Annotated in this window: 18 protein-coding genes; 9 read left to right on the plus strand and 9 right to left on the minus strand. The window is 50.4% G+C overall.

Going from position 1 to position 25,712, the window contains the following annotated elements; all coding sequences use genetic code 11:
* The coding region (locus Q0628_RS11180) for a PorV/PorQ family protein (protein WP_298771035.1) at positions 1 to 894 on the plus strand (894 nt) is incomplete at its 5' end.
* Between the two features lie 176 nt (positions 895 to 1,070).
* Here the strand turns inward: Q0628_RS11180 and ileS are convergent.
* From ileS to Q0628_RS11195, 3 genes are all read right to left on the minus strand, one after another.
* Positions 1,071 to 4,256, minus strand: a complete 3,186-nt coding sequence (gene ileS, locus Q0628_RS11185) for an isoleucine--tRNA ligase (protein WP_298771038.1) — start codon at positions 4,254 to 4,256, stop codon at positions 1,071 to 1,073.
* A gap of 384 nt (positions 4,257 to 4,640) precedes the next feature.
* Positions 4,641 to 5,219, minus strand: a complete 579-nt coding sequence (locus Q0628_RS11190; RefSeq protein WP_298771040.1) for a hypothetical protein — start codon at positions 5,217 to 5,219, stop codon at positions 4,641 to 4,643.
* Positions 5,220 to 5,249: 30 nt separating this feature from the next.
* Positions 5,250 to 6,293, minus strand: a complete 1,044-nt coding sequence (locus Q0628_RS11195) for an HNH endonuclease (protein WP_298771042.1) — start codon at positions 6,291 to 6,293, stop codon at positions 5,250 to 5,252.
* A 545-nt stretch (positions 6,294 to 6,838) separates the two neighbouring features.
* Here Q0628_RS11195 and Q0628_RS11200 point away from each other — a divergent pair.
* Complete coding sequence (locus Q0628_RS11200; RefSeq protein ID WP_366979157.1) at positions 6,839 to 8,497, plus strand: alpha-glucosidase; 1,659 nt, start codon at positions 6,839 to 6,841, stop codon at positions 8,495 to 8,497.
* Between the two features lie 139 nt (positions 8,498 to 8,636).
* Positions 8,637 to 10,028 carry a sugar porter family MFS transporter gene (locus Q0628_RS11205; protein ID WP_298771044.1) on the plus strand — a complete coding sequence of 464 codons (1,392 nt, stop codon included), beginning with the start codon at positions 8,637 to 8,639 and terminating at the stop codon, positions 10,026 to 10,028.
* Between the two features lie 164 nt (positions 10,029 to 10,192).
* On the opposite strand, the gene Q0628_RS11210 is transcribed toward Q0628_RS11205, so the two are convergent.
* The 6 genes from Q0628_RS11210 to Q0628_RS11235 form a co-directional block, all read right to left on the minus strand.
* Positions 10,193 to 12,289 (minus strand): glycosyl hydrolase family 8, encoded by a 2,097-nt coding sequence (locus tag Q0628_RS11210; protein ID WP_298771046.1) that lies wholly within the window; start codon positions 12,287 to 12,289, stop codon positions 10,193 to 10,195.
* Positions 12,290 to 12,505: 216 nt separating this feature from the next.
* Entirely contained in the window at positions 12,506 to 13,669 is a 1,164-nt protein-coding gene (locus tag Q0628_RS11215) for an acyltransferase family protein (RefSeq protein WP_298771048.1), read from the minus strand.
* Positions 13,666 to 14,733, minus strand: a complete 1,068-nt coding sequence (locus Q0628_RS11220; RefSeq protein WP_298771051.1) for a hemolysin family protein — start codon at positions 14,731 to 14,733, stop codon at positions 13,666 to 13,668. Before Q0628_RS11220 ends, Q0628_RS11215 begins: the two co-directional genes overlap by 4 nt.
* On the minus strand, positions 14,733 to 17,039 hold the full coding sequence (gene sppA, locus Q0628_RS11225; RefSeq protein WP_298771053.1) for a signal peptide peptidase SppA: 2,307 nt from the start codon (positions 17,037 to 17,039) through the stop codon (positions 14,733 to 14,735). The genes Q0628_RS11220 and sppA overlap by 1 nt, the downstream gene beginning before the upstream one ends.
* Entirely contained in the window at positions 17,020 to 17,967 is a 948-nt protein-coding gene (locus tag Q0628_RS11230) for a Gfo/Idh/MocA family oxidoreductase (RefSeq protein ID WP_298771054.1), read from the minus strand. The genes sppA and Q0628_RS11230 overlap by 20 nt, the downstream gene beginning before the upstream one ends.
* Positions 17,945 to 18,724, minus strand: a complete 780-nt coding sequence (locus Q0628_RS11235; protein WP_298771055.1) for a hypothetical protein — start codon at positions 18,722 to 18,724, stop codon at positions 17,945 to 17,947. Before Q0628_RS11235 ends, Q0628_RS11230 begins: the two co-directional genes overlap by 23 nt.
* Before the next feature lie 94 nt (positions 18,725 to 18,818).
* Here Q0628_RS11235 and Q0628_RS11240 point away from each other — a divergent pair, with 94 nt between their 5' ends.
* From Q0628_RS11240 to Q0628_RS11265, 6 genes are read left to right on the plus strand one after another with little or no spacing between them, the layout of a single operon-like run.
* Complete coding sequence (locus tag Q0628_RS11240; protein WP_298771056.1) at positions 18,819 to 20,045, plus strand: CotH kinase family protein; 1,227 nt, start codon at positions 18,819 to 18,821, stop codon at positions 20,043 to 20,045.
* 23 nt (positions 20,046 to 20,068) lie between these two features.
* On the plus strand, positions 20,069 to 20,788 hold the full coding sequence (ispD, locus tag Q0628_RS11245) for a 2-C-methyl-D-erythritol 4-phosphate cytidylyltransferase (protein ID WP_298771057.1): 720 nt from the start codon (positions 20,069 to 20,071) through the stop codon (positions 20,786 to 20,788).
* A gap of 12 nt (positions 20,789 to 20,800) precedes the next feature.
* A complete protein-coding gene (locus tag Q0628_RS11250; protein ID WP_298771058.1) occupies positions 20,801 to 21,886 on the plus strand; it encodes an NAD(P)-dependent oxidoreductase in 1,086 nt (361 codons plus the stop codon).
* Complete coding sequence (locus tag Q0628_RS11255) at positions 21,877 to 23,028, plus strand: CDP-glycerol glycerophosphotransferase family protein (RefSeq protein WP_298771059.1); 1,152 nt, start codon at positions 21,877 to 21,879, stop codon at positions 23,026 to 23,028. Before Q0628_RS11250 ends, Q0628_RS11255 begins: the two co-directional genes overlap by 10 nt.
* Positions 23,025 to 24,176, plus strand: a complete 1,152-nt coding sequence (locus Q0628_RS11260; RefSeq protein WP_298771060.1) for a CDP-glycerol glycerophosphotransferase family protein — start codon at positions 23,025 to 23,027, stop codon at positions 24,174 to 24,176. The genes Q0628_RS11255 and Q0628_RS11260 overlap by 4 nt, the downstream gene beginning before the upstream one ends.
* Positions 24,177 to 24,179: 3 nt before the next feature.
* Entirely contained in the window at positions 24,180 to 25,703 is a 1,524-nt protein-coding gene (locus tag Q0628_RS11265) for a hypothetical protein (RefSeq protein WP_298771061.1), read from the plus strand.
* Positions 25,704 to 25,712 lie beyond the last annotated feature (9 nt).

Raw genomic sequence — 25,712 nt, forward strand, 5'->3', positions numbered from 1 at the left:
TTCAAGGACGCCGACTACCAGATTACCGCCTTCTACGAAAAGCTGCTACCCGTCCTGAACATTCCTGACCTGTACCACCTATACGGCGGCATGACTATTCCGCTGAACGACTGGGGAACGCTGGGGTTCTTTGTCAACTTCGTAAGCTTCGGTTCGACGGTCGCTTCCGGCGACGTGGATGCAGATGACCTCGTTGCCTACAATAGCTCCGAAATCGTGGGAGGATTCAGCTATGGCACACGTTTCCCGAACGACTGGGGCCTCGGTCTTTCCATCAAGTTCTTCTATTCCGACCTGAGTTCTGGAGCAGCCGCTGGCGAAGAAGAAGCGACGACCTTTGGTTACGCTTTTGACATTGGCTTGCTGAAGAAGAACCTCCTTATAGACAAATTAAACTTCGCGTTAGTTCTGGCAAACATCGGTCCTAGCGTCTACTATGTAGACAAGACAATCGAAGACCCGATTCCCCTAACATGGCGCCTCGGCCTTTCTTACGAGATCCTGAGCCTCGCCGATTACAAGTGGGTGGTCTTAGCCGACTACAACCGCGAAGTGGTCTACGACGATGACAAGGGCAATCCCGAGCCGTTCTATGTATCCAGCTGGAAGTCACTCGTGAATCCAGAAAGAGAAGGCGACGGCATGGAAGCTGTAAAGAATTCCATTCTACAGGGCGTATTCAACCTAGGTACGGAATTCATTTACGCCAACACGATTGCCCTCCGTCTCGGCTACCTTTACGACCAGACCGGCAAGCGTAACGAAATGGACCTGGGCTTTGGATTCATGCTATCCGATGTGTTGCAGTTCGATTTCGCCACCATCAAGGATGTCGGCGACAACGATGGGGTTCGCGACGGACAGATGCGCTTCGGCATGCTGTTCAAGTTCTAGTCGAACATTCCTGATACTATTAAAAAGACCGCAGCGAAATTGCTGTGGTCTAAATTTTTAGGATCTAGATCCTTCGCCCTATTCAGGGCTCAGGATGACACTAGGCGTTGATGCTTCGCATCCAACCCCAGCGGCTCGGTCATGGGCAAGCAGGCTTGCCCGCGACTCTCGCCTTGCTAGGCCTTAACAGTCGTGAAGCTGAACGCTTCACCGTCGGCGTCGTTGGCTTCGAGGCCATCGGCGGCGGCAGCCCAGGCAATCTTCACAGCCTGCGTCTCTCCGGCGATGTAAGCTTCGTTCTCGGCCACAGCCTGCTTGAAGACTTCGCTTGCAGAGAACAGCGTCACTTCGATCTTGTCGGTGATGGCGTAGTTCTGGTCCTTACGGCGGTTCTGGATGCGGTTCACGAGTTCGCGGGCCACGCAGGCGCGGCGGAGTTCGTCCGTGATCTTCAGGTCCAGAGCCACGGTGAAGTGCTGGTTGGCTTCCACGGCCATGCCGTCGGCCACGATGCGGTTGAGCATCAAGCAGTCGGCACCGACTTCACCGAAGTCGAACTTAATCGTCTCGCCATTCTGCAGGGCCTTGATTTCATCGACGGTCAGCGAATTCAGCTTGGCAGAAATCACCTTCATGTTCTTCGCATAATCCGGGCCCTTCGCCTTGATGGCGAGGAAGTTCGGCTTGGCGGAGAGCTGCACGAGCTTCGTCTCATCTTCCAGGAACTTCATTTCGCGAACGTTGAGTTCTTCGAGGATCAAGTCCTTCATCGTTTCAGCAACATTCTTTTCTTCGGTGCCATGAGCAACAACCGTCATGCTGGCAATCGGCATACGGTTCTTTACGTTGTTCGTAGCGCGAATCACGCGGCCCATTTCGACCATGCCACGCACCATGGCGATGCGTTCCACGAGCTTTTCGTCCATGAGGGACTTGTCGGCGCTCGGGAATTCGCAGAGGTGCACGCTCACCGGAGCCTTATCATCGACTTCGCGAACGAGAATCTGGTAGATTTCTTCGGCGAGGAGCGGGAGGAACGGAGCGAGAATCTTGGAGAAGTCCACCAGCACCTTGTACATGGTAGCGTAGGCGGCGTTCTTGTCGCCATCGTTTTCGCTCTTCCAGAAGCGGCGACGGCTGCGGCGCACGTACCAGTTCGTGAGGTCATCTACCGCGGCAATCACGGCGGGCACCACATTGTACAGGCGGTAGGCCTTCATTTCCACTTCGACCTTGGCGGCCAAATCCTGCAGCGTCGCAAGCATCCAGCGGTCAAGTTCGTTCTCGCTCTTGACTTCCTGACCCGGCTTCCAGTTGAGCTGGCCCTTGGCGGCGTCGGCGTTGTGGTTAGAGACAAAGAATGCAACAGCGTTCCAAAGCGGCAGCATCACCTGCTTCACGATGCCCTTCACGCCTTCTTCGCTGAAGCGCAGGTCTTCGGCCTTCAAAGCGGCGGAGTTGATCATGAACAAGCGAATGGCGTCGGCACCCGTGCGTTCGATAAGGTCGTTCGGGTCCGGGTAGTTGCGCTTGGACTTACTCATCTTGGAGCCGTCTTCGGCCAAGATAATACCGTTCACAATCACGTTCTTGAATGCGGGCTTCTGGAACAGGGCGTTAGAAAGCACGGTCAGCGTGTAGAACCAACCGCGGGTCTGGTCGAGGCCTTCGGCAATGAAGTCCGCCGGGAAGCTGCGCTCCACCAGCTCCTTGTTTTCGAACGGGTAATGGCGGCTGGCATACGGCATGGAGCCGGATTCAAACCAGCAGTCGAACACTTCGGGCGTGCGGCGGTAAACCTTGCCGTCCTTTTCAATCGTGAGCTTATCAACAAAGTGCTTGTGCAGGTCGTCGAGCTTCACGCCAGTGAGCTGCTGCAGTTCTTCGATGCTGCCCACGGCAATCATGTCGCCGTCGTCGCTGAGCCACACCGGAATCGGCGTACCCCAGAAACGGTTACGGGAAAGGTTCCAGTCGCGGGCGCCTTCGAGCCACTTGCCAAAGCGTCCGTTCTTGATGTGGTCCGGCACCCAGTTCACGGTCTGGTTGTTTTCGACCATCCATTCCTTCAGAGTCTTGGTCACGCCGTCCTTGCTTGTGACAGGGGCGTCAATCTTCAGGAACCAAGTCTTGAGGGCACGGTAAATCAGAGGAACGCCGGTACGCCAGCAGTGCGGGTAGCTATGGACAATCACGTCCTGCTTGAACACGCGGCCCTGTTCCTTGAAGTAGCGGATAATTTCCTTGTCGGCTTCCTTGGCACCCAGGCCCTTCCACATCGGGACCTTGTCGGTGAACTTGCCTTCGGTATCCAGCGGGTCGAAAAGGCCGAGGTCGAGTTCAGCGCCCTTCTGGAAGTCTTCTTCACCGAAGGAGGGAGCGGTATGCACGGCGCCAGTACCGTCTTCGGTACTCACGTAGTCGGCAGGGTAAATCTTGTAGTGGCGGGACAGCTGGTCCGGCGTCACGAACGCATCGGAAATGCGGGAGAGCGGCTCGTAGTCCTTGCCCACGAGTTCGGAGCCCTTGCAGGTATCCACGATGTTCGGGTTCTTGAAGTAGGCGGCGGTGCGGCTTGCGGCAATCCAGTACTTCTTGCCATCCTGTTCCACAAGGTTGTAGTCCATGTCCGGGCCCACAACGATGCAGAAGTTGGAGTAAAGCGTCCACGGGGTCGTCGTCCACACGAGGATGCTCGTGTCCTTGAACTTGGCTTCGTTGGAGTTAATCGGGAAGATGAGCGTGAGGGACGGGTCCTGACGGTCCTTATAGCCCTGGTTCGTTTCGAAGTTCGAAAGCGGAGTGGCAAGAGCCGGGCTGTACGGCTGAATGCGGTAGCCCTGGTAGATGAGGCCCTTGTCGAAGCACTGCTTGAACACCCACCACACAGATTCCATGAAGTTCTTGTCCATGGTCTTGTAGCCCTTGTCGAAGTCCACCCAGCGGCCCATGCGGCGCACGGTCTTCTTCCATTCGCTGGTGTACTTGAGCACCTTGCCGCGGCAGGTTTCGTTGAACTTGTCGACACCGAGCTTCTGGATTTCGGCCACGCCAGCGAGACCGAGTTCGTTCTGCACGAGAGATTCAATCGGAAGACCGTGGCAGTCCCAACCGAAACCGCGCGGAACCTTCTTGCCCTTCATGGTCCAGTAACGCGGCACGATGTCCTTGATGGTACCGGCAAGCAAGTGACCGTAGTGCGGAAGGCCCGTTGCAAACGGAGGGCCATCGTAGAAAGTGTACGGTTCAGTTTCCGGACGGGAGTCCAGCGACTTCTTGAACGATTCATCCTTATCCCACAGGGCGAGCACGCGCTCTTCGATCTGCGGGAAGGTCTCTTCTTTCTTTACTTCACGAAACATGGGTTACCTCAAACCCCGCGGCACAGCGCTGCGGGCACTAAATTTTCGCGCGTAAAGATAGAAAAATGGCGAGCGCACGGCAAAGGCGACCTAATTTCAGAATGCTCAATTTGCCTTTATTTTCCGGTTGAAAAGGTTGTCAAAATTTTTCGCCTTGATTAATTTCTTTTGGGCGTTCCCCGCTGGCGCGGGTCGGGCTATACTCGCTTCGCTCACGGAGCCCTGCCGTCGTGCGTCATTCCGGCCTGAGCCTGCCCCGGACAGTGATCCGGGGAGCCGGAATCTAGAATCAATATCCCGTAAGTCTTCGCCCCAAGGGGTCACTATCCCTAACGCGTTAATCTTTAATGATGAACGCTCTTGCTTTCAACTGTAACAGAAGAGCTATTTCTTGGGATGAACGTAGATGCTGTACTTGTTTCCATATCTGGTATTTAGAATTTTGTTTAAGTAAATGACTTGAACAGTTACTGTGCCGGACTTTATAGAAGAAAGTTTTAGTACAGTGAAATTTCTTTTTCCATTTTTATGGCCTCCAACATGAAACTTGTAGATTCCTTCGCGTTCATTTTGAATCCATGCAAAATCTCCATTTCCTCGCGATATCATATAATATTTAAATCCGTTTTCCGCAGTAATTTTTAAGATTGCAGGAATAGATTTTTCGTTTTTTTCTTTCCATTGATCAGTTGTAACAGTCGCGGAAAAGCCTATGAATAAGGGTTTGCTTTCAGAAAAATCATTTCTCCCAAATGAATCTTTCCATGAACCAGAATCGCCTGTTGACGAGAACTGCAATTTTTGCACGATCTTCCAATCATCGTAATCGCATCCGTTTATACATTTTTCGTTCGCTTCTATATATTCAGCGGATTCTTTGTTGATGGAGCCATCCGCGTTGAGTATGTTGCCTGCAAAGGTTGAACAAACCAACATCGCAATCGAAAACCATATTTTTTTCATTGGTTACTCCTTTAATTATAATTTACACTTTTATTTAAAACTTTGTTGTCTAATGAAGCTAGCACCACCTTCATGCTTAACGGCTTCGTGAAGATCCCGAGGGACAAGCTGTAATGTATTAAGATCTTTATGATGCCAGGTACATGGGTCGTTTCCTTTCGGGCCGCAAATCTCTGGAGGATACTTTCCGGGATACCCCATTTTCTCATTTGCTGCTTTAAAGTCGGGGCTACCCGAATTACTATTGCCTTTAAGAACATTATTTTCAAAACGTACAGTTGCCTTTGTGTAAGGATCAAAAATGGGATTAGCTTCTTCATCGAATTTTACTGAATTAGGATATTTTCGTGCAAGCTCAGGATTTTTCTCTTCCAAGGGATAGCGTTTTCCCGCATATTGATAGTTTGGACGACATCTTCCACTTGTAGTGACTGGACACCCTTTAATTTCGTTATAATTAGTTTTTGCTTTTACTTGATTTCCTTTGCTAATATTTTCACTTTTTACAGATTTAAACTTGCCCCAGCCTCCCGTTATGGCACCGATTGCAGCACCCCACATAAAACCGTCGGCAGCGCTTTCAATTGCACCTTTTTGTGCGGCAGATAGATTTCCGCTCTTTAACAACTCTATTAAGCCGCCAAGCCCACCCCCAACAACAGCACCTGATATTGCTCCGATTGCAGCACCCTCACAAGATGCAAAGGCAATAGCAGCAACGGGTTCCGCTCCAGCAACCCCAGCAACAACACCGATTGTCCCCGTAATTGCAATGATTGCTGCGCCAGTACCAAATTTGGCGGCAACCATACCCCAATCTATGTCGTATTTGCCTTCATAACGGTTCCTCAATTCATTGACTGTCATTATTTCGACATGTTTATCACGAAAATCCAAACCGCTAGAAGAAACAACTTCTTCTGCAAAAGACTTTGCGGCAGCGAATAATTCTTCATCAAAAGACTTTTCAGCAGCGAATATTTCTTCGTCAAAAGACTTTTCTGAGGCGAACAGTTCTTCAGCGAAAGAAAAAGTCGTTGCAAATAGAATCAAAACAAAAAATACAGGTTTCATTGCGATATGCGGATTGTATTTGAAGAGCGGTATTACCTTTGCTCAAAAAATAATCTAAAAATGGTTGTCGCGAACAAAAAAATGCATTTTTGAAATGAAAATCTCAATTTCAAGGACGCCAGCAAAGATTAAATATTATTCCAACTAGGAATATGTGTTTTTTCCTATCTTTCCAACCATGCCCGTAAGCGCAAAAAAACATACCCCCATGAACCGCTCCCAGATAATGCAGGCGGTGCATTTCGAGAATACCCGCCCCGAACTTGTACGATGTTCATTATTTCAAACCGGAATGCTTCCTCAAGAACGACTTCACACGCCCTATCGAGCGTCTCATTGCTTTCATAAAAAGCAATGAGGAAACCATGGAGATATAACTAGTTTCAAAAAATCTATCTTTGGGGCCGAGAAAGGAGATTTTCATGAAGCACAGGTTAGCCTTCTGTTCAAAGGCAGCATTGGCCGCAGCACTTGCCATAAGCCTTGTATCTTGCGAAAAACAGGAAAGCGCGCAGCCAGCACAAAAAAGTGCAGAAACCAAACCGATGGAATGGTGGAAGCAGGCCGTCTGCTACGAAATCTACCCGAACAGCTTTATGGATTCCGACGGGAACGGCACCGGGGACCTCAAAGGAATCACGCAGAAGCTCCCCTACCTGGAATCGCTGAATGTTGGGTGCATCTGGCTTACGCCGGTGTACGCTTCGCCCATGGTCGACAACGGCTACGATGTCGCGGACTTCTACAAGATCAATCCACTTTACGGTACCATGGAAGACATGGATTCGCTGATTGCAGAGGCCAACGGGCACCACATCAAAATCGTGATGGACCTGGTGTTCAACCACACTTCCGATCAGAACGAATGGTTCCTGGAATCCAAGAAAAGCAAGGACAATCCCAAGAGCGACTGGTACATTTGGCGTGACGCAAAACCCGATGGTTCCGCCCCAAACAACTGGCGCGGTATTTTCGGTGGTTCCGCATGGGAATGGAACGAAGAGCGCAAGCAGTACTACCTGCATACCTTCGCGACCGCGCAACCCGACTTGAACTGGGCCAATCCCGATGTGCGGCAGGCCTTGTACGACATCACGAATTTCTGGATTAACAAGGGCGTTGGCGGATTCAGAATCGATGCCATCCCCTACATCAAGAAACCCGCCGAGATGGCGGACGGTACACCCGACGGCGCAGACGGTATGGTCAACATTCACGACATGACCGTCAATACCGACGGCATTCTCGACTACCTTTACGAATTCAGGCAGAAGACCGTCGCAGGCAAGGGAGTCTTTACCGTCGCCGAAGCGAACGGAGTCGGCCCCGATTTACTCAAGTTCTGGGTAGGCGATAGCGGCGCTTTCGATATGTTGTTCGAATTCAACCACCTGTCAGGCGGCGATATTTGGCATAAGGCTAAAAAGATTTCCATACCAGAACTCAAGAGCGCCCTTATCAGCAGCCAGGCAGCCACGGCAAGCAACGGCTGGTATCCGATATTCTTTGAGAACCACGACAAGCCTCGTTCGGTCAACGCCTACTTTAGCGAAAAGGCCGACCACACCCTTGCCGCAAAGGCGATGGGAACCATCATGCTAACGCTTCGAGGAACGCCCTTTATTTACGAGGGGCAGGAACTCGGCATGAGCAATGTCAAGTGGAATTCCGTCGAGGCTTACGATGACGTGAATACGAAACCACAATATAATTTGGCATTGCAGGAAGGATATTCGCCCGAACAGGCAATCGCCTTTGTACAGGCCTACAGCCGCGACAACGCACGCACCCCGATGCAATGGGATACGAACGTATATGCAGGTTTCACCACGGGAAAGCCCTGGCTTGCGCTGAATGAAAACTTTAAGACCGTAAATGCCCTCAGCGAAACGGCGGATTCCGCATCGGTGCTGAACTGGTACAGGAATCTCGCTCAAATTCGCAAACAACAAAAGGCGCTTACGCAAGGAACCTTTACGCCGATTCTTGCAGACCACGCTCAGATTTTGGCATACAAAAGAATATATACGAACGATGCAGAAAACGACACCGTCACCGTTCTCGTGAACCTGAGTGAAACGGAAGCACAGTACGATAGCACATTCGTAGCGGGCAGCAAGTTAATCGTTTCGAATTACGGCAACACGGAACCCGGAAAAATGCGCCCCCTCGAAGCGGTGATATTCGCAAACCATAACAAATAACAATACAAAACCCAATTATTCCAATCTAGACTATTCCAATTTGGAGTGGCGTTTTTGGACATTATTTGCGTTCTAATTTGTTTTTTACAGTTCTTGCAAATAAATTATCTATAAAATCTTCATCAAAAAGGGGGCTGTAATGTCCAGCGCTAATTCCAATCTCAGGCACATTGTCCTGATAACATTCTCCGCCGCCATTGGCGGATTCCTGTTTGGTTTCGACTCGTCCGTCATCAACGGCGCTAACGGCGCCCTGAAAGCACACTTCCATGCAACAGATTATCAGCTTGCCTGGTCCGTTTCGCTTGCGCTGATTGGCGCTGCCGTCGGTGCGTTCTTTGCAGGTAAAATCGCCGATGCCTTAGGTCGCGTGCGCTGCATGCTTTTCGCATCGGACCTTTTCGTTTTAAGCGCCATTGGCTCCGGCATTCCGTTCGGCATACCCGACTTTATTATGTGGCGCGTCATCGGTGGTCTTGGCATCGGCATGGCAAGCATTGTCGCCCCGATTTACATTGCCGAAACAGCCCCCGCGCATTTGCGCGGACGCTTGGGATCGATGCAGCAGTTCGCCATTGTGATAGGCATTTTCGTGGCGCTACTTTCGAACTACTTGATTGTACGTATCGCGGGTTCTGCAAATGCGCCCATGATTGGCAACATCAAGGCTTGGCAGGTGATGTTCTGGGTCGAAGTCATTCCAGCCGTCATTTACGGATACGCCGCCTGGAGACTCCCCGAATCGCCACGATACCTTGTTCATAAAGGCTACTTGGATCAGGCAAAGAAAGTGCTCGCCATGATCAATCCCGAAGGGGTCGACAAAGAAGTCGAATCGATTCAAACTACTTATAAAAACAAAAAGCCTGCCAAGTTTACCGACATGCTTGAAATCATTGATGGTAAGGAAAAGGTTTCGCCGATTTTGTGGGCGGGCTTGGGACTCGCCATCTTGCAGCAGCTGGTGGGCATCAACGTGATTTTCTACTACGGAACGATGCTCTGGCAGAGTGTCGGCTTCGGTGAAAGTGACGCCTTCTTAACGAGTGTAATTTCGAGTGGAGTGAACCTGGTAATGACGGTGGTCGCCATCCTGCTGATCGACAAAATTGGGCGAAAACCCTTGCTGTTGATTGGTAGTATCGGCATGGCGGTGACACTCACCACGCTTACCGTATGCTTCATGAGTGCGGGTGCCGACGGGAACCTCCCGGGAACTGCGGCCGTAATCGCCCTGATTGCGGCGAACCTCTACATTACCTTCTTCGCGGCAACTTGGGGCCCGGTCATGTGGGTAATGCTCGGCGAGATGTTCAACAACCGCATCCGCACCATCGCCATCGCCATCTGCGGGCTTGCACAGTGGTTCGCTAACTTCGTGGTCACCTGGACCTTCCCGGTGCTCACCGGCAAGGACGGTATCGGTGTGGGCCCGACATACGCCATCTACTCGTTCTTCGCCATCTTCAGCATATTCTTCGTGGCAAAGTTCATCAAGGAGACGAAGGGCAAGGAACTCGAAGAGATGTAATTAGTAGATTGCCGTCATGCACAAAACGCAATGACACCATGCGAAAATGACATAAGGAAAAATGGTGATGCCGGAACAAGTCCGGCATGACATAAAGGAGAAAAAACGGGCGGCAATACCGTCCGTTTTTCTATGAAGAACCGCCGGCAAGCCGGCGGGAATTTTTACTTGACGTTCACCTTGGAGAGCTTGCCGCCAACGCGGACCATGTAAATGCCCTTGCTCGGCACGCTCACGGAAGCATTACCGAAGGTAGCCTTGCCAGACGCGACAAGCTTGCCCTGCATGCTGAACACGGCAATCTGCGTACCGGCCTTGGCACCATCGATAGAGATGTTCATGCCGGACACCGAGACCTTGGCCATGCTGACAGCCACGCTCTTCGCAATGCCTTGGGGAACAACGATACCGGTCAGCATTTCGGGAGCAACAACATTACCCGAAGCGTCGAGGAATTCGAGGGTCTTGACAGAAATATTGCCGATACCGCCCTTCTTCTCCTTAACTTCGAACTTCACGCCCGTCATATTCTGAAGCATGGGACCTTCTTCGATGTTTGCACTGACCCAGTCCGGTTCCTCAAAATCATTCAGGTCGACATTAAAGACATATTCGGTATACTCAGAACATGCGTCGAGCATGACACCCGGTTCGCCGCCAGCTTCACTCGTTGCACCATTCAGCAAGGCGAAGCGGATAGGACCGTCGACCTTGACCACAATACGGACCTTCTTGATGCCCAGAGCCGAGAAGTCGACGGGCGACTCATCAGCCTTGAACGACATGGCAATACCGGCAGACGGATACTTGAGAGTTCCTGCAGCAGCAGCTTCGGCAGTCCATTCCGGTTCCGGACCGATCTTCATGGAAGCTTCGGCAGTGATAGTGCCATTGTACAGGTACAGCGGAGAAGATCCCGAATCCGGATACATTTCGGTACCAATGCCCAGTCTATCATGATAGGCGCCCCAGTTCCAGTAACCAGAAACACCGACCGTGGTATCGTCCTTCGCCTGCTGCGTGCCGAGAGGCATTTTAATCGAGCTAGCGAGGCTCGGGTCCGGAGTAAACGGGGTGAAATTATCAATTGCATACAAGTTGGGCATGTTGCCCGTAATCAGGAGCAAATAAAGAAGGTTCAACGTGGACGGATAATACTTTTCACCGGGAACAGATCCACCGCAACCGCTAGCCGTCTTGCAACTTTTCAGGCTTACCAAGACGTTGTAGACAGATTCCATGTAGCTCTTGGCAGCGTCGCTGTCAACCGAGGAAGCAGCCATACCCATGCCTCCGGAGAATGTCGAGGACACGAAATTACGCTTTTCGGTCAAAACGGCCTTGCCGCCCGGGTAATAACCGGAATTGATTTCGCTAGCCGAATGGGTTTCGGAAAGCATCCAGTCTGTAATCTTCTTGTTGAAAGCCTGAGCCTTGGTGTCACCATACCAGTAATAGGCCCATGCCATGCGCCACGGAGTACGGGCGGCATCGTCGAAGAATCCCGGATCTTCATCCTGGGCAACGACGGCACTCGTCTTTCTCCAGGAATGATTATTCCAGTCACACCAGTCCGGAACGAGACCGGAGACCCCGTCCTGGCAAGCATTCAAGTCCGTATACGCCTGAGAAATAACATTCGTCCAGGAACCACCGGCAACATCCTGGAAAAGCTGGAAGCTCGCAGTAGCTGCATAGCTCGGGTTAAAGGCATCGTTCCACTGGTTACCCGGCCTAATCTTGTTGCTACTGATATCGTTTTGGGCAATCCAGTCAATCATAGCCTTGGCATCGTTCAAGTAGGACTGGTCGCCCCACTGCTTGTAAGCCATAACAAGGGCAAGGGCAGCGTCAAAGTCAGCATCCGATGCAGTACCCGAACCACCAGGAAGCTTCCAGTTCATACCGCCGTTAGAACCAGCAGCATTCGTCTTCCAAGTTCCATACAGTTTGTCGAACATGGTCTTGTATTCGCTGCTCGTACCATCGTCCATATAGACCGTAATCAGCATGCCGTAGGCAATAGCTTCGGAAACGGTGGATTCAGTTCCTTCGGGAGCAAGAACCCAACCTCTGCTCGCATCATACCACGCGCCCTTCCAAAGGTTAAAATGTTCCTTGATAATCGAAGGGTCTGCGAACGGAATGGTGTAGCCGTTCGGGCTTTTCCTATTCTGCGGGAACGGATAAGCCGTAGCAGCAGAAGCAACCGTCGCCGCAATGGCCAGCGTGCCGACAGCGATTTTAAAAATGTTCTTCATAAGAATTTCCTTGTTTTTTTCTTTTACACCCAGTCCTATTAAATATAAAATCGAAAGCCCCGCGCGGTAAGGGCCACTTTGTAATAATTCAGTTGCAAAAGAAAGTAATCGTTGACATATTCTGCAAAAATAGCGATACATTACTCACTAGCGCTTGCAGTCTACGTTCGCCAAGCGTTCTCAACATTTTTCGTGTTTTGCAATGTTTACAGTCGACTACTTTGCAGAGGCCCGGGCCATCTTGACCCTTTTGCGACGCCACACCTTGAATTCACTGTACAGCGTGCTCACCGTGTAAATGAAGACGAGCAGCAGGAGCGTATTTCTAGGAGTATTCAAGTTGCAAATTCCCCAGGCAATCGTAATAATGGGTAGATGAATCAAGTAAGGATAGAAGGAGGCTCGACCAACTTTACGGACAATTCCGATACAGAAGAATCGCGCCACAAAGCCCTTTCCTGGAAGAAGCGACAAAAGGAACAGTCCATACAGCATGATGGGAAGGGAATGGTGGAAGAAATAGTTGATACCGGGATTCAGATCCGGGCGCATCAGGAAAAGGCAACCATAAATGACAAGGAGAATCGTCACCTGCGCAATACCTGCCACAAAGTCACGCTTGAGAAAATCAAAGAACCCTTCCCTGAACATTCTGAACAAAACCATGCCGAAAAGGTATTCGAATATTCGAACTGGAGCAAAGATGTGGAAGAACCGATATTTGGCATCGTAGCTTTCAAACCAGAGATTGTCCGAAAGACCGAAGAAAACCGCCCACAGGATGCCCGGAATGAAGAGCGTGCCAAACAGGATCCACAATGTTCGATGACTCTGCTTAAAAAGCCAACGGCTGAACCAAGGAGTTACCGCATAGCAAACAAAGAAACTCGTAAGCGACCAGGAGGGTTCATTCAGTTTCATGCCGAGATCAGGAACAATGGACCAGGTGAGCGAAATGTGTAGAAAGAGGCTACGCCATGGGTGCGTCATCTTGGCAAGGCCCGCAGCAAAGCAGTCGCCAATTTCGGAAACTCCGGGGAAATGCGTATAGCCGCTGAACTTGAACACAAGCACCAGGAACATGAGAATGGTCATGAAGAAATGTAGACGGTATAGTTTCGAAATCCGCGCAAACATAAACGGAACTACCGGAATTCGTCGTTCCGGATCGCTGAACTTGCTTGCAAAAAGAAAACCCGCAAGCACGTAGAAGATTCCCGCCGCAAAGGCTGGCGCACTGATAATGGGCATGAGCCACTTGCAATCGGACATGTAACCGAGCGCCGACGAAGATCCTAGATGAAGCATCACGATGTTGATACTTGCAAGGAGGCGAAGTCCGTCGAGGGCCGGAAAGTAATTCGGTTTTTCAGGAGTCATAATTTTCTTTCTTTTCTGTCTTGCTGGCGGATACGGGCTAGAGCCTTGGAACGACGGCGGGCCGTTTCCTGCAGGTCAACCGACTCATCGTATTCATCGACAATTTCACGACCGAGAATTTCTTCAAGGACATCTTCAAGACTGACGATACCCGCAATGGCGCCCCACTCATCGACGACACCCACGATATGGCCGCGCTGCTTTAGAAAACGAAGTAGAAGCTTGTCTAGGGTGAGACTATCGGGAATCAGCTGCAGGGGGCGCATCATCTGGCGCAGCTTGACATCGCGAAGGCCATCAGCCAATTTGTTATAGGCATCGCGGCGAAGCACGATACCAATCCAGTTGTCCTTATCCTTTTCGTAAAGAGGCACGCGCGAAAACGGCCAGTTACCGCGATCGTCCAATGTTTCGCCAATGGTCGCATCAGCCTTGAGCGAAAAGACAACCTGCCTCGGCGTCATTACCTTACGGACGGGCACCGAATTCAGGGCAAGGATATTCTTGATGACGAGCGACTGTTGGCGGTCAATCACGTCTTCGCGGAGACCAAGGCTCACGAGACTATTGATGTCATCGATGCTTACGTCTTTCTTGTCCTCTTTTTCCCTGGTCCAGTGCTTGGTCAGGGTAAGGCACAGCCAGATGACACCCGTCCAGGAGAGGACAATGGTAATGTAATAGAAGGGTACGGCCACCAGGGGCGCCACGATTTTAGCCTGCTTGACGCCCAAGGTTTTCGGCGTAATTTCACCGAACAATAGAATCAAGATAGTCAGGATAATCGGAAGAGACACCTGACCCGCCGGGGGCAAGCTACGCACGGCAAGGGCCGTTGCAAGCGATGCACCCACGGTATTCGCGATCGTATTCACCACAAGCACCGAGGCAATGTAGCGGTCAATATTTTCCTTGACATGCACCATGTAACGCGCCGTGAACTTTTTCTGCTTCTGCAAAAGTTCAATCGTTGCCGGGGGCACGCTATAGAACGAGGCTTCCGTCACCGAACAGAACGCCGAAATCGAAAGACACGCGAGAACCGTAAGAACGATATACAGCATTATTCAACACCCCACAGGATCGGATCTACAGCCCAGAGTTGCGGCTGCGAGAGTTCGACCACGTAATCGAGCATTGCCTTGGAACTCGGCATCGGAAGCGTGAACGAGTTGCCGCTTTCAAGCACCATCAGGTCTACATCTGTCGTAGCGCCTATGTCAGCCAATTGCTTGGCAACGGATATGGCGGCATCGATACCTCCGAGATCGTGAACAAGTCCTGCCTGTAGCGCCTTGACGCCGATCATGACGCGGCCTCCACCGTAAGCCGTATCCACGGTCGCCTGCGGAATTCCAGTCGCTCTGGAAACGACTCCCGTAAAGCGTTCGTAGAAGTCGTCCATGTATTCCTGCAAGGCTGCCTTTTCCTGATCCGTCCAGGGGCGCGTAAACGTAGTCGCATCGGCGTATTCATGCGTCTTGACGGTTTCCGCCCTAAGGCCCACCTTCGCCATCAGGCCAGACGCATCCACCTTGCCACCATAAATGCCAATACTACCGACGATTGCCATGGGTTCCGCAAGGATCCGATCACCAGCACAGGCGATATAATAGCCACCCGAAGCGCCCATGTAACCGATACTCGAAACCACGGGTATGCCAAGTTCGCTCACATGACGGAGCGCCGCCCAAATCTTGTCGGAAGCGATTGCACTACCGCCCGGCGATGATATCCGGACAATCAAAGCCTCGGCACCGGAACCAGGTAACTTGCGAAGCGATTCCAACACGGAGCGTTCCATACGGGAGTCGATTGTGCCATCAATGTTTAAAAGCGCTATCGGAGCACGGTGCGCCCAGCTCTCATTGAATATTTTCTTATCCGTCGGGCGCCAAGTACGGTAGGACGCATACGGAAGATCGATATCGTAGAAGGTCTTAAGAGCGTAGGACGGAACCTGGTCTATATAGAGGACCGTATCGACAATTCCCGCATTCTTGGCGGCCTTAGCCGTAACGACCGGCATATTAGCAAGCGAATCCAGTCTTTCGAAGGTCCGACTTTCAAGTCCCTTCTTGCGCATCGAGATATATGTCTGCATTGCGGTCCACAGATCGCCATATAGGGTTTCATAATTGGAGCGCGCTTCGGTCGACATGGAATCGGCTATATAAGGTTCCACTGCAGCCTTGTACTTGCCATGACGCAGAAATTCCACCTTCACACCGAGCTTGTCAAAAAGCCCCTTATAGAAAAGAAAATTTCCGCCGAGACCTCGCCAATGCAGATGCGCCGAAGGTTCCATCACGATACGGTCCGCATGAGCCGCAGCAATCAGCACTGCAGGGCGTACATCGTCCATATAGGCGACCACCTTACCTCCGCGAGCCTTGTGCCGCACCACGTAGCGGTCAATTTCACTCGAGATGCCGATATTTCCCTTATAGCCGGAAAAATCAAGGATGACAAGACCGCAGGCGGGATCGCGCAACATATGTTCAAATAAATTACGCACATGCCAAATACTGACGGAGTTTTTTCTGAAGAAGAAAAATTCGTCTTCGGTTTCCTTGACTTCCATGTCCAAGGGAACACGGATAATCTGAGCTGCTAAAGAGGCATTCGGATTTCTTGCGGTATGGAAACCCCAGGCCCCCCCCTTCGGAAGCAAGTCGTCGTAGACATGCAGGGACGCATTGTTATAGCCTCCAAATGACGTAGATACCGTGAATCGATATTCATCGTCTCCGCCATAGATCGGGACACGGAGTCCCCAGCGGACGCCATACATGCCTAGTTCAACGAGCAGACGATGACTTTCGAAATCCTCGACATCGTAGCTCACACTCATCAGGGGACCTAGACGCAGCGTGGCCCCCAGATTCTGCACACGGTCAGGAGCCTGCGGCCCGACATAGAGCACATTGTCACAAGAATAGCCTAGCGAAACGAATTTGAACGGACGCAACATCAAACCTAGATCAAGGCCCCATTCCGTACCGCTAAATTCGGCAGTACGAAGGGCCGTAACGCGCTCACCGACAAAAACGGCACGATTCCAAAGGTCGTTGCCATGCGTCAAGCTCCAGCGTGAAATATCCAGATGATGCGGCCCATGCGTATAGTCAAATCCGGCCGCCCAGTGTTCCAGGTTTCCGCCTATACGGAATTCCCTGATGCCATCGTCATAATCGTAGCTGGTCAGCCCGCCCTTCGAGTCAAACGCGGCTACTCCGGCAGGGTTTCCCCAAATGCCGTGCTCGTTTTCGAGCGAGACAAAGCCCGATTCACCTGGGATGTAGGCCAGTGCATACGCAGCGCAGAAGAGAACCAGCGCAGACACGACCTTATTTTGCATCAGTTTCATTCACTATCCCCTTTTTGTACACTTCACCAATCAGAGAAACCATCACGACCGCATAGCAGGCATCGTAAAAAGCACCATACCAATCGAAATCGGGAACATCACCTTGCGCCGTTTTCTTGTAAGACATCAAACAATTTAGAAAAGCCTGATGTTCCCTTTGCAATGCGTAAGCGGGATTGTCGTTCCGATAAGCCCCCAAATCTAGCGTCACAGAACGTCCAGCCACTGTTATCTCGACTAGCCGCAAATCCGTGGCGCAATTGCGGTCTGCGATAAACTCGGCCTTTAGTGTTCTCAAATCATAGAAGGCATGTACACGGTCCTCAGATACTTCTTCGCAGTGAAACGATCTGTACATCATTGCATTCTTGTCTGCAAAGCAGCAAAGCAGGTCCATGTCGTGAATCATCAAGTCGTATTCCACGGGGACATCGCGATTGCGCGGTGAAAACCCATGCGTTCGAGTAAATTTAAAGCAGACCGGAGCGGAGCCTTGCTTTTGGAGATACCAAAATTTAAGGTAATCCCGCATTTCCTTGCAAAAATCAGTCTTCGAAAATTCCTCGATTGCCGGGTTATAGCGTTCCGAGTGGCCGACAAAGACAAATGTATTCCGCTCCAGCGCTAGCTTCTGGTATTCCTCGGCCTTTCCTGCCGAAATGGATACGGGCTTTTCGACAAGCACCGGGAGTTTCATTTCGATGCACTTTTTGACATACTCATCGTGCGTTACGGCAGGTGATGCAACCACTGCAAAATCGGGCGAAAGTTCGCCTGCAGCAACCTGTTCAAACAAAGCGCAAGCCTCGTCCGCAGTATCGGCGCTCCCGATAAACATAACCCCATCATCTTCGAACAGGCGCTTATGCCGCCTTCCCATGATGCCAGATCCGATTAGAATCGCCTTATAGGAAAATGAACTTTGCATATAGCCCCAAAGTATGTCCCGTTTCCATTCCAAAGAGATTGCCTCGGTTCATCTCGTAAAAAAGAGAAACCCCTAGTGAATTCCTAAGCACTGCGAAGTAGCGAGCCACATTGACTCGCATCCGGTAACCGCGATACAGATCATCCATTTTACGATACGACTTATCCATGTGAAGGTTTTCCGATTCCTGAATACGCCAACGATACAGGAAAACATAATCAAACTTCCAGCCGGAATACTCATCGCGATCCCAAAGCAACTTCCACGAAACCGACCCCTTCAGCCCCAGCTCATCGCCCTGCTGAAAATTTTGCTTTTCAAGAAAAGTAAAGTACTCTGCGGCAGCGCCGAGCGTCATGTTGCGGGAAAACTCATAAAGACCAAAAGGAGACACTCCAAAGCGGTGAAAACGATTATCTTGGGCTCCCTCACGTGGCGGAAGTCTCCAGTTGACATCCACTCCAAAGAAAGGGAACGGCATCATTTTCATGCCCAAATAAGATTCGTTCAGGCCGTTGACATGTAAGTTCAAGGCCTCATGACGCTGATCGTGAAGTTCCGTATCCCATTCGTAACTCACCAGACGGTATGCAAAATCTCCATAAACGCTAAAACAATTGCAAGGAGCATACTCTCCCGACATGTTTATATCGGCACTGTAGATATCGTCATGGAGTTCGCCAAGCAAGCCAACGGTCACCGATGATTCGGGAATGCGAATAGGCAAAACTGATTCGCGCGCAGACAGAGGAACCATCAGAAACAAAAGGGCTATAAGCCATCGTGCGTTGGATTGATACAAAAGCATATCAGGACATCACAAATTTAGAAAAACTAGCTAAATTTAAATCATGTTTCGTTTCGTGGTCTTCCTCATAGCGAGCCTATTGTGCTGTTCCTGCGTATGGAACGGGACCGATAGCGCCCCAGACTACTTGCCGTTAGACGATTCGGAATTTCCTTATGCCGAGTTGCCAAGATTGGTCATCGAGACCGAGGGTTTTACCCAAATTCAAGACAAAGAAACGAGCATTCCTGCCAAACTGCAAATTTACGGCAAGAACGCACCCGAAAGCGAAATCATGGATTTGACCCTAAGAGGGCGCGGCAATTCAAGTTTCGTCATGACGAAGTACGGAATCAAGCTTTCCTTCGAGGAAAAACAGGAATTATTCGGAATGCCCAAGGACAGGGAATGGGACCTCATCTCGAATCATCGTGACAAAAGTTTCCTGCGCAACTACATCACCTACCAGCTAGCAAAATCTCTCGGCGACGAATACGCAGTCCGCACCCAGTTTGTCGAGGTTTTTCTAAACCGGAAATATCTAGGTGTCTACCAACTGGCAGAACACCCAAAGGTTGCCAAAAAACGGATTCGCCTTCCAGAATCCGATTACAGCTACTTTTTCGAAAAGACATCCGAAACAGCAACTGATGGGAACCTGATTACCTCCAACCTCGGTTATATTTACGACATTCGCTACCCCAAACATCCTTCAGAAGAATTGACCAAAACCCTTATCGAGCACATCAACGCATTTGAGACTTTTCTACAAAGTAAATATGTCTACAACACCGATTCTATTAGCAAGTGGATTGACCTAAATGACCTCATTCGCTACTACTGGATTCAGGAATTTTCGCTTAACACAGACGGGGCCTTTAGACGAAGCCAGTATATCACTTGGCTGAAAGATACACCCATGCAAATGGGGCCCGTATGGGATTTCGACATTGCCTACGGAATTTCGAGCAATGGAATCATTGCTCCCGATCATTGGTATGTCAAAAAATATGGCTGGTACCGCTTCCTATTCAAGAATAAGCAATTCCAAACCATGGTCAAGGACTACTGGATGACAAATCGCGACCAATTCAAAGACTTGCCGGAAATGCTTGAGCAGAAAAAAGAAGACCTTTCAAAAGCCATGAAAAACGAATTCAAGCGATGGCCCGTTTTGGGAAACGACTCCGAATGGCCATTCATTGAAGCCTATGACAATTACGATGATGCCGTAAACGCTCTTGAAAACTGGATTCGCGAACGAATAGATTGGATTGACGGCAACCAATAGTTATATTTGGGATAGGATTCCTTATGAATATTGCATTGATTTTTGCTGGCGGAACGGGCACCCGCATGAATACAAAATCTAGGCCCAAGCAATTTCTCGAACTCAACGGGAAAGCCATTATCGTACACACCCTAGAAAACTTCGAGAACCATCCCGAAATAGACGCCATCTGCGTCGTATGTATCGAAAGCTGGATCGAGTATCTCAAGGAAATTCTTGAACGAAACTTCATCAAGAAGGTTCGCTGGATTGTCCCCGGTGGCGAAACCGGGCAAGACTCAATCCGTAACGGGCTTGAAGCCATCGTCAAGGACTGCCCCGAAGACAGCGTCGTTTTGATCCACGATGGAGTACGCCCGCTAATCAACGACAAGCTCATTTCGGACAATATCGCGAAAGTACGCGAATGCGGTTCGGCCATCACGGTCACTCCGGCAATTGAGACCATTGTCGCCGCAGACTGCAAGAACGAAATTACCAAGATTACGGATCGCAAGCAGTGTTTCCTGGCCCGGGCACCGCAAAGTTTTATTCTAAAAGAAATCATGGACGCCCACCACAAGGCAATCGCCGAAGGGATCCACGACATGATTGATTCGGCAAGCCTCATGAAACACTATGGTCATTCCCTATTCACCGTAGACGGTCCAGTCGAAAACATCAAGATTACGACCCCGATGGATTTCTACCTGTTCCGTGCCATTTACGAGGCTCGAGAAAACTCGCAGATTTTCGGTCTTTAATTCAGGTATACCATGATTGAATGCAAGAACGATCCCATTTTGCAGGAAGACCTGGAATTCGTCGCAAACTCCGCTTCGATTCCCTGGGAATCGCTAGAGAACTGTTCCATTCTAGTCACCGGCGCTACAGGTCTCGTCGGTTCGCAACTGATCAAGTCTCTCGCCTGCCGTAATCGACTGTTCCATTCCAACATCAAGATCATCGCCTGCGTGCGCAACCTCGAAAAGGCCAAGAAAATCTACGCAGACATCGCCGACCGCAAGGAACTTGAATTCGTTGTCGGGGACATTGCACACGCTATCGATACCGAGAGCGAAGTAGACTACATCATCCACACGGCAAGCGCTACCGCTTCCAAGGAATTCGTCACAAAACCGGTCGAGGTTATCCACACGACCCTGAACGGGACCCGGAACGTTCTGGAACTCGCCCTGCGGAAAAAATCAAAGGGCGTCGTATACCTTTCCTCAATGGAAGCATTCGGAGTCGTTCCACCGTCGGACAAAAAGGCAACTGAAAAAGATCTTGGCCTTATCGACCTTTCGAATCCGCGCAGCTGTTACCCCGAAGGAAAGCGCATGGCAGAATGCCTATGTACCGCCTACGCCTCGGAATACGGAGTTCCTGTAAAAGTCGCAAGGCTTTCGCAAACGTTCGGTGCAGGCATAACATATACCGAAAACCGCGTATTTGCACAATTCGCAAAAGCGGCGATCGAAGGCCACGACATCGTACTCCATACAAAGGGACTTTCGTGGGGCAACTACTGCTACACCCGCGATACCGTAACGGCCCTGCTGATGCTGCTTTCCAAGGGCAACCAGGGTGAAGCCTACACCATTTCGAACGAAGCTTCGAATGTCCGCATCAAGGACATGGCAGAAATGGTCGCGACCCGTATCGCCGGCGGAAAGATCAAGGTCGTCTTCGACATTCCCGAAAGCGCCCTGACCTACGGCTACGCCCCTGACACGGAACTCCACCTGAGTTCCGCCAAGATGCAGGCCCTCGGTTGGAAACCGACCGTCAGCCTTGAAGAAACCTACCGCCGCATGATGCAGAGCATGCTATCGAGTAAGGATTCGACATGTCCCTAAAAGACTTCGTCAAGGCCAGTTGCTATCGTCTCTTTCGGATATTTCCGATAAAGCGGAATAAAATCTTTTTCTGCAACTATTTCGGACGCCCTTACGGATGTAATCCCAAGTACATCTGCGAAGCGCTTCACAAGAGACATCCGGAATATGACCTCGTGTGGGAAGTTCGGAAAGACTCCAGAATCGGTTTTCCCGACTTTGTCCGCATCGTAAACTTTGATTCCCCTCAGGCCATTTTTGAACGAGTTACCTCTAAGGTCTGGGTTCAGAACGTCCGTTGTCGCAAGACAGCGTTGAAACGAAAAGGGCAATTCTATGTCCAGACCTGGCACGGTGCCATCGGGATCAAGAAGTGCGAGGGCGACGCCGCCGACAAGATCACTCCCGAATCGGTGCAAGTCGCTCATCATGATTCACCAATGATCGATGTCATGATTTCGAACAGCCGTTTCTGCACGGGCGTGTATAAGCGGGCTTTCTGGTACGATGGCCCCATTGCCGAAATTGGGTATCCACGCAACGACCCCATGGCCGTTCCAGACCAGGCCATAATCCAAAAGGTCCGCGATTTTTACCATATCGATTCCGCAAAAAAGATTTTCTTTTTCGCCCCCACGTTCCGTAAAGACTCCGGTCTCTGGGATTCGTCCAGTCTGAACATCGAACGGACGCTCGGCGCGCTCTCCCAGAAATTTGGCGGAGAATGGATATGCCTATTGCGACTGCATCCCTGGGCAGCAAAGGCTTGCGAAGGAAAGATGACCTTCAACGAAACGATTGTCAACGCCACGCATTACCCGGACATTCAGGAACTGCTTGCCGCAGCCGATGTCATGATCACGGACTATTCCAGTTGCCAATTCGATTTCTTGATTCAGCGAAAGCCAACCTTCATGTTCGCTCCAGATATCGATTCCTATGTCAACGAGCGCGGACTTCTTTTCGACCCGTTCCAGTTGCCCTTCTCCTGTTCACTGAACAACGACGACCTCGAGAAAAACATTCTGCAATTTGACCAGGACACCTACATCCAGAAGGTGAACGCATTCTTTGACGAACACCAGCTTCAGGATGACGGTCAAGCTTCAAATCGCGTGGCAGACATCATTGCGGCCAAAATTCAATGCGAGGAACAGTCGTGAGCCTTCTTAGACTTTTAAGAAAACAAAACTGGTTCAAGACCTTTCTGTTCTACGCATTTCGAATTTACCCTGTTCGAAAGAATAAAATTGTCTTCTGCAACTTCAGTGGAAAACGATGCGGAGACAGTCCCCGGACCATTAGCGACGCCATTCGGGAAAAGCACCCTGACTGGGACATTGTCTGGTTGACGCACCCCAAGTACAAACCCGCCCCTCCCATCGGCACCCGTAGCGTAAACTTCGGCGAACATTCGATCAAAATGATCTACGAATTGGCAACCGCCAAGGTCTGGGTAGACAGCCACACTAAATTCGCCTTTACCCGCAAGCGTCGCCGTCAATTTTACATGGAAACATGGCATGGAGGGATCGGCCTGAAAAAAGTCGAGGGCGACGCCACCGATGTCCTAGACAAACCATACCTAGACCGAGTCCGCAACAATTCCAAAATGGCGGACATATTCCTTTCAAATAGCGACTGGTGTTCCAAGCTATACCGGCGTGCATTCTGGTTTAACGGCGAATTTCTAGAATATGGACTTCCCCGCAACGACAGGCTGGTAAAGGGAGAATCCTCGGGCAAAATCCGCAAGGCATTCAACATCCCCACAAGTACAAAAATCCTTCTGTACGCCCCTACGTTCCGCGCCGACGAAAGAATGGACTGCTATTCCCTGGACACGAGCGCCCTGCAGTCCGCCTTGCGAAAGAAGACTCAGTGCGATTGGAAGATCTTGATTCGCCTGCATCCCGTCGTCATGCAAAAGACTCCGCCTATCGAGTATTCGGACGATGTCCTGGACGCGACCTCGTATCCGGACATGCAAGACCTTCTTGTCGAAAGCGATTGTCTCATTTCGGACTACTCCAGCTGCATTTTCGATTTTGCAATTCTCAAGCGTCCTACGTTCCTATTCGCAACGGATCTCGCCGATTACCAAAAAGATCGCGATGTCTATTTCGATCTTCATTCCCTGCCATTTCCTCTCGCAGAAAGCAACGATTCTCTCTGCAAAAAAATTGCGGACTTTGACAAAGAAAATTTCCAGCAGGAATTATCGAAATTCATCCACGATGTCGGTCTACACGAAACCGGTATCTCCACGGACAAGGCCGTTGAACAAATTGAAGTCTGGATGGAGAGCTAATCCATGAAGAATTCATCGAGAATCGTTGTCAATACCGGCATACTATACGGCAAGATGTTCTTGAACATGGGCATCGCGCTTTTCTCGACGCGCCTCATCCTCAAAGCCCTCGGAACAAACGACTTCGGTATTTTCGCAATCGTCGGCGGGGTCATCGGAGCTCTTTCCTTCTTGAACAAGGCGATGAGCACGGCCACCCAGCGATTTCTTTCCTACAACCAGGGCAAGGGACCGGAACAAGTCGCACGCGTTTTCAACACGGCGCTTCTTCTCCATGTCTTTATCGGACTTGCCTTCGTCCTCATTCTCGAAATCGCAGGAGTATTTCTTTTTGACGGATTCCTGAACATCGCAGAAGACCGAATTCCCATGGCAAAATTCGTCTTCCACTGTACCGTCGCAAGCACCTTCTTCACCGTCATCGCCGTTCCATACGATGCCATCATGAACGCCAAGGAGAACATGTTCATATTCTCGTTGTTCAGCGTTCTGGAATCCATTTTCAAATTGGTCATCGCGGTCCTACTTTTCTACACTCCGGTAGACAGACTCGCCACTTACGGCCTCTGCATGGCATTGATGACTGTATTCTGCAGAACCATCAAACGAATCTACAGCAGACGCAAATACAAGGAAAGTAAGCTCAATTTCCAGATTATTGACTGGAGCTTGATGAAGGAAATGCTTTCGTACTCCAGCTGGATTACCATCGAAATCGTAAGCCACATCGCCAAGGGAGATGGTATTCCCGTCATACTGAACCTTTTCTTCGGAACCGTCGTCAACGCCTCCTACGGCATCGCAACCCAAGTCCGTCATAGCATCAGCCTCTTTGCCGAAATGCTGTTCAAGGCATCTAATCCCCAAGTGATGCGCAATATCGGCGACGGAAATATCGATAAAAGCGTTCAGCTATCCACAACGGTCTGCAAGTTCTCGTATATCCTGATGGCAATCTTATCGTTACCCCTAATAATCGATTGCGAATACATATTACGGTTCTGGCTCGGCAAAGTCCCCGAATACTCAGTCATCTTCTGCCAGCTTGTCCTGGCAACACAGCTAGTCATCATGACTGCGAGAGGATTGAATTTCTTGATAGACGGAGTTGGCAAAATTAGGAACTACCGTCTCATTTTGAGCGTCCTCAACATCATCGTTTTCCCCATCGCCTACATTTGCCTGAAAGTCGGCATGGAACCCTGGGCCGTCTTCTTCGGGATAGTTCTTTCGGACATCCTGGTCGTTGTCGTGCGCGTCTATTTCGCCCACAAGTACACGGGTATGAATATTTGGCATTTCTGCAGATCTTCCATACTCCGTTTCGTTCCTCTCACCCTGATTGTCGGCGTCATCGTCCATCGCGTTCAAGAATTAATCCAGGTCGAACCGTTCTTGAATCTGATTATCTGTTCAATTATTTCAACTGCGCTTCTCATTTGCGGCTTTTATATTTTCGTACTGGACAGCAACGAACGGAAGTATACAAAAGAGCTGATTCAAAAGGTCAGAAAGAAGCTAGGTTAATACGGAGCA

Origin of the sequence: uncultured Fibrobacter sp., from assembly GCF_937877005.1 — a bacterium.
In the GTDB taxonomy this organism is placed as follows: Bacteria; Fibrobacterota; Fibrobacteria; order Fibrobacterales; family Fibrobacteraceae; genus Fibrobacter.

Bases quoted from the DNA above. Each gene is read 5' to 3' on its own strand.
- ileS (WP_298771038.1), bottom strand. From the start codon at position 4,256: ATGTTTCGTGAAGTAAAGAAAGAAGAGACCTTCCCGCAGATCGAAGAG.
- Q0628_RS11190 (WP_298771040.1), bottom strand. From the start codon at position 5,219: ATGAAAAAAATATGGTTTTCGATTGCGATGTTGGTTTGTTCAACCTTT.
- Q0628_RS11195 (WP_298771042.1), bottom strand. From the start codon at position 6,293: ATGAAACCTGTATTTTTTGTTTTGATTCTATTTGCAACGACTTTTTCT.
- Q0628_RS11200 (WP_366979157.1), top strand. From the start codon at position 6,839: ATGGAATGGTGGAAGCAGGCCGTCTGCTACGAAATCTACCCGAACAGC.
- Q0628_RS11205 (WP_298771044.1), top strand. From the start codon at position 8,637: ATGTCCAGCGCTAATTCCAATCTCAGGCACATTGTCCTGATAACATTC.
- Q0628_RS11210 (WP_298771046.1), bottom strand. From the start codon at position 12,289: ATGAAGAACATTTTTAAAATCGCTGTCGGCACGCTGGCCATTGCGGCG.
- Q0628_RS11215 (WP_298771048.1), bottom strand. From the start codon at position 13,669: ATGACTCCTGAAAAACCGAATTACTTTCCGGCCCTCGACGGACTTCGC.
- Q0628_RS11220 (WP_298771051.1), bottom strand. From the start codon at position 14,733: ATGCTGTATATCGTTCTTACGGTTCTCGCGTGTCTTTCGATTTCGGCG.
- sppA (WP_298771053.1), bottom strand. From the start codon at position 17,039: ATGAAACTGATGCAAAATAAGGTCGTGTCTGCGCTGGTTCTCTTCTGC.
- Q0628_RS11230 (WP_298771054.1), bottom strand. From the start codon at position 17,967: ATGCAAAGTTCATTTTCCTATAAGGCGATTCTAATCGGATCTGGCATC.
- Q0628_RS11235 (WP_298771055.1), bottom strand. From the start codon at position 18,724: ATGGTTCCTCTGTCTGCGCGCGAATCAGTTTTGCCTATTCGCATTCCC.
- Q0628_RS11240 (WP_298771056.1), top strand. From the start codon at position 18,819: ATGTTTCGTTTCGTGGTCTTCCTCATAGCGAGCCTATTGTGCTGTTCC.
- ispD (WP_298771057.1), top strand. From the start codon at position 20,069: ATGAATATTGCATTGATTTTTGCTGGCGGAACGGGCACCCGCATGAAT.
- Q0628_RS11250 (WP_298771058.1), top strand. From the start codon at position 20,801: ATGATTGAATGCAAGAACGATCCCATTTTGCAGGAAGACCTGGAATTC.
- Q0628_RS11255 (WP_298771059.1), top strand. From the start codon at position 21,877: ATGTCCCTAAAAGACTTCGTCAAGGCCAGTTGCTATCGTCTCTTTCGG.
- Q0628_RS11265 (WP_298771061.1), top strand. From the start codon at position 24,180: ATGAAGAATTCATCGAGAATCGTTGTCAATACCGGCATACTATACGGC.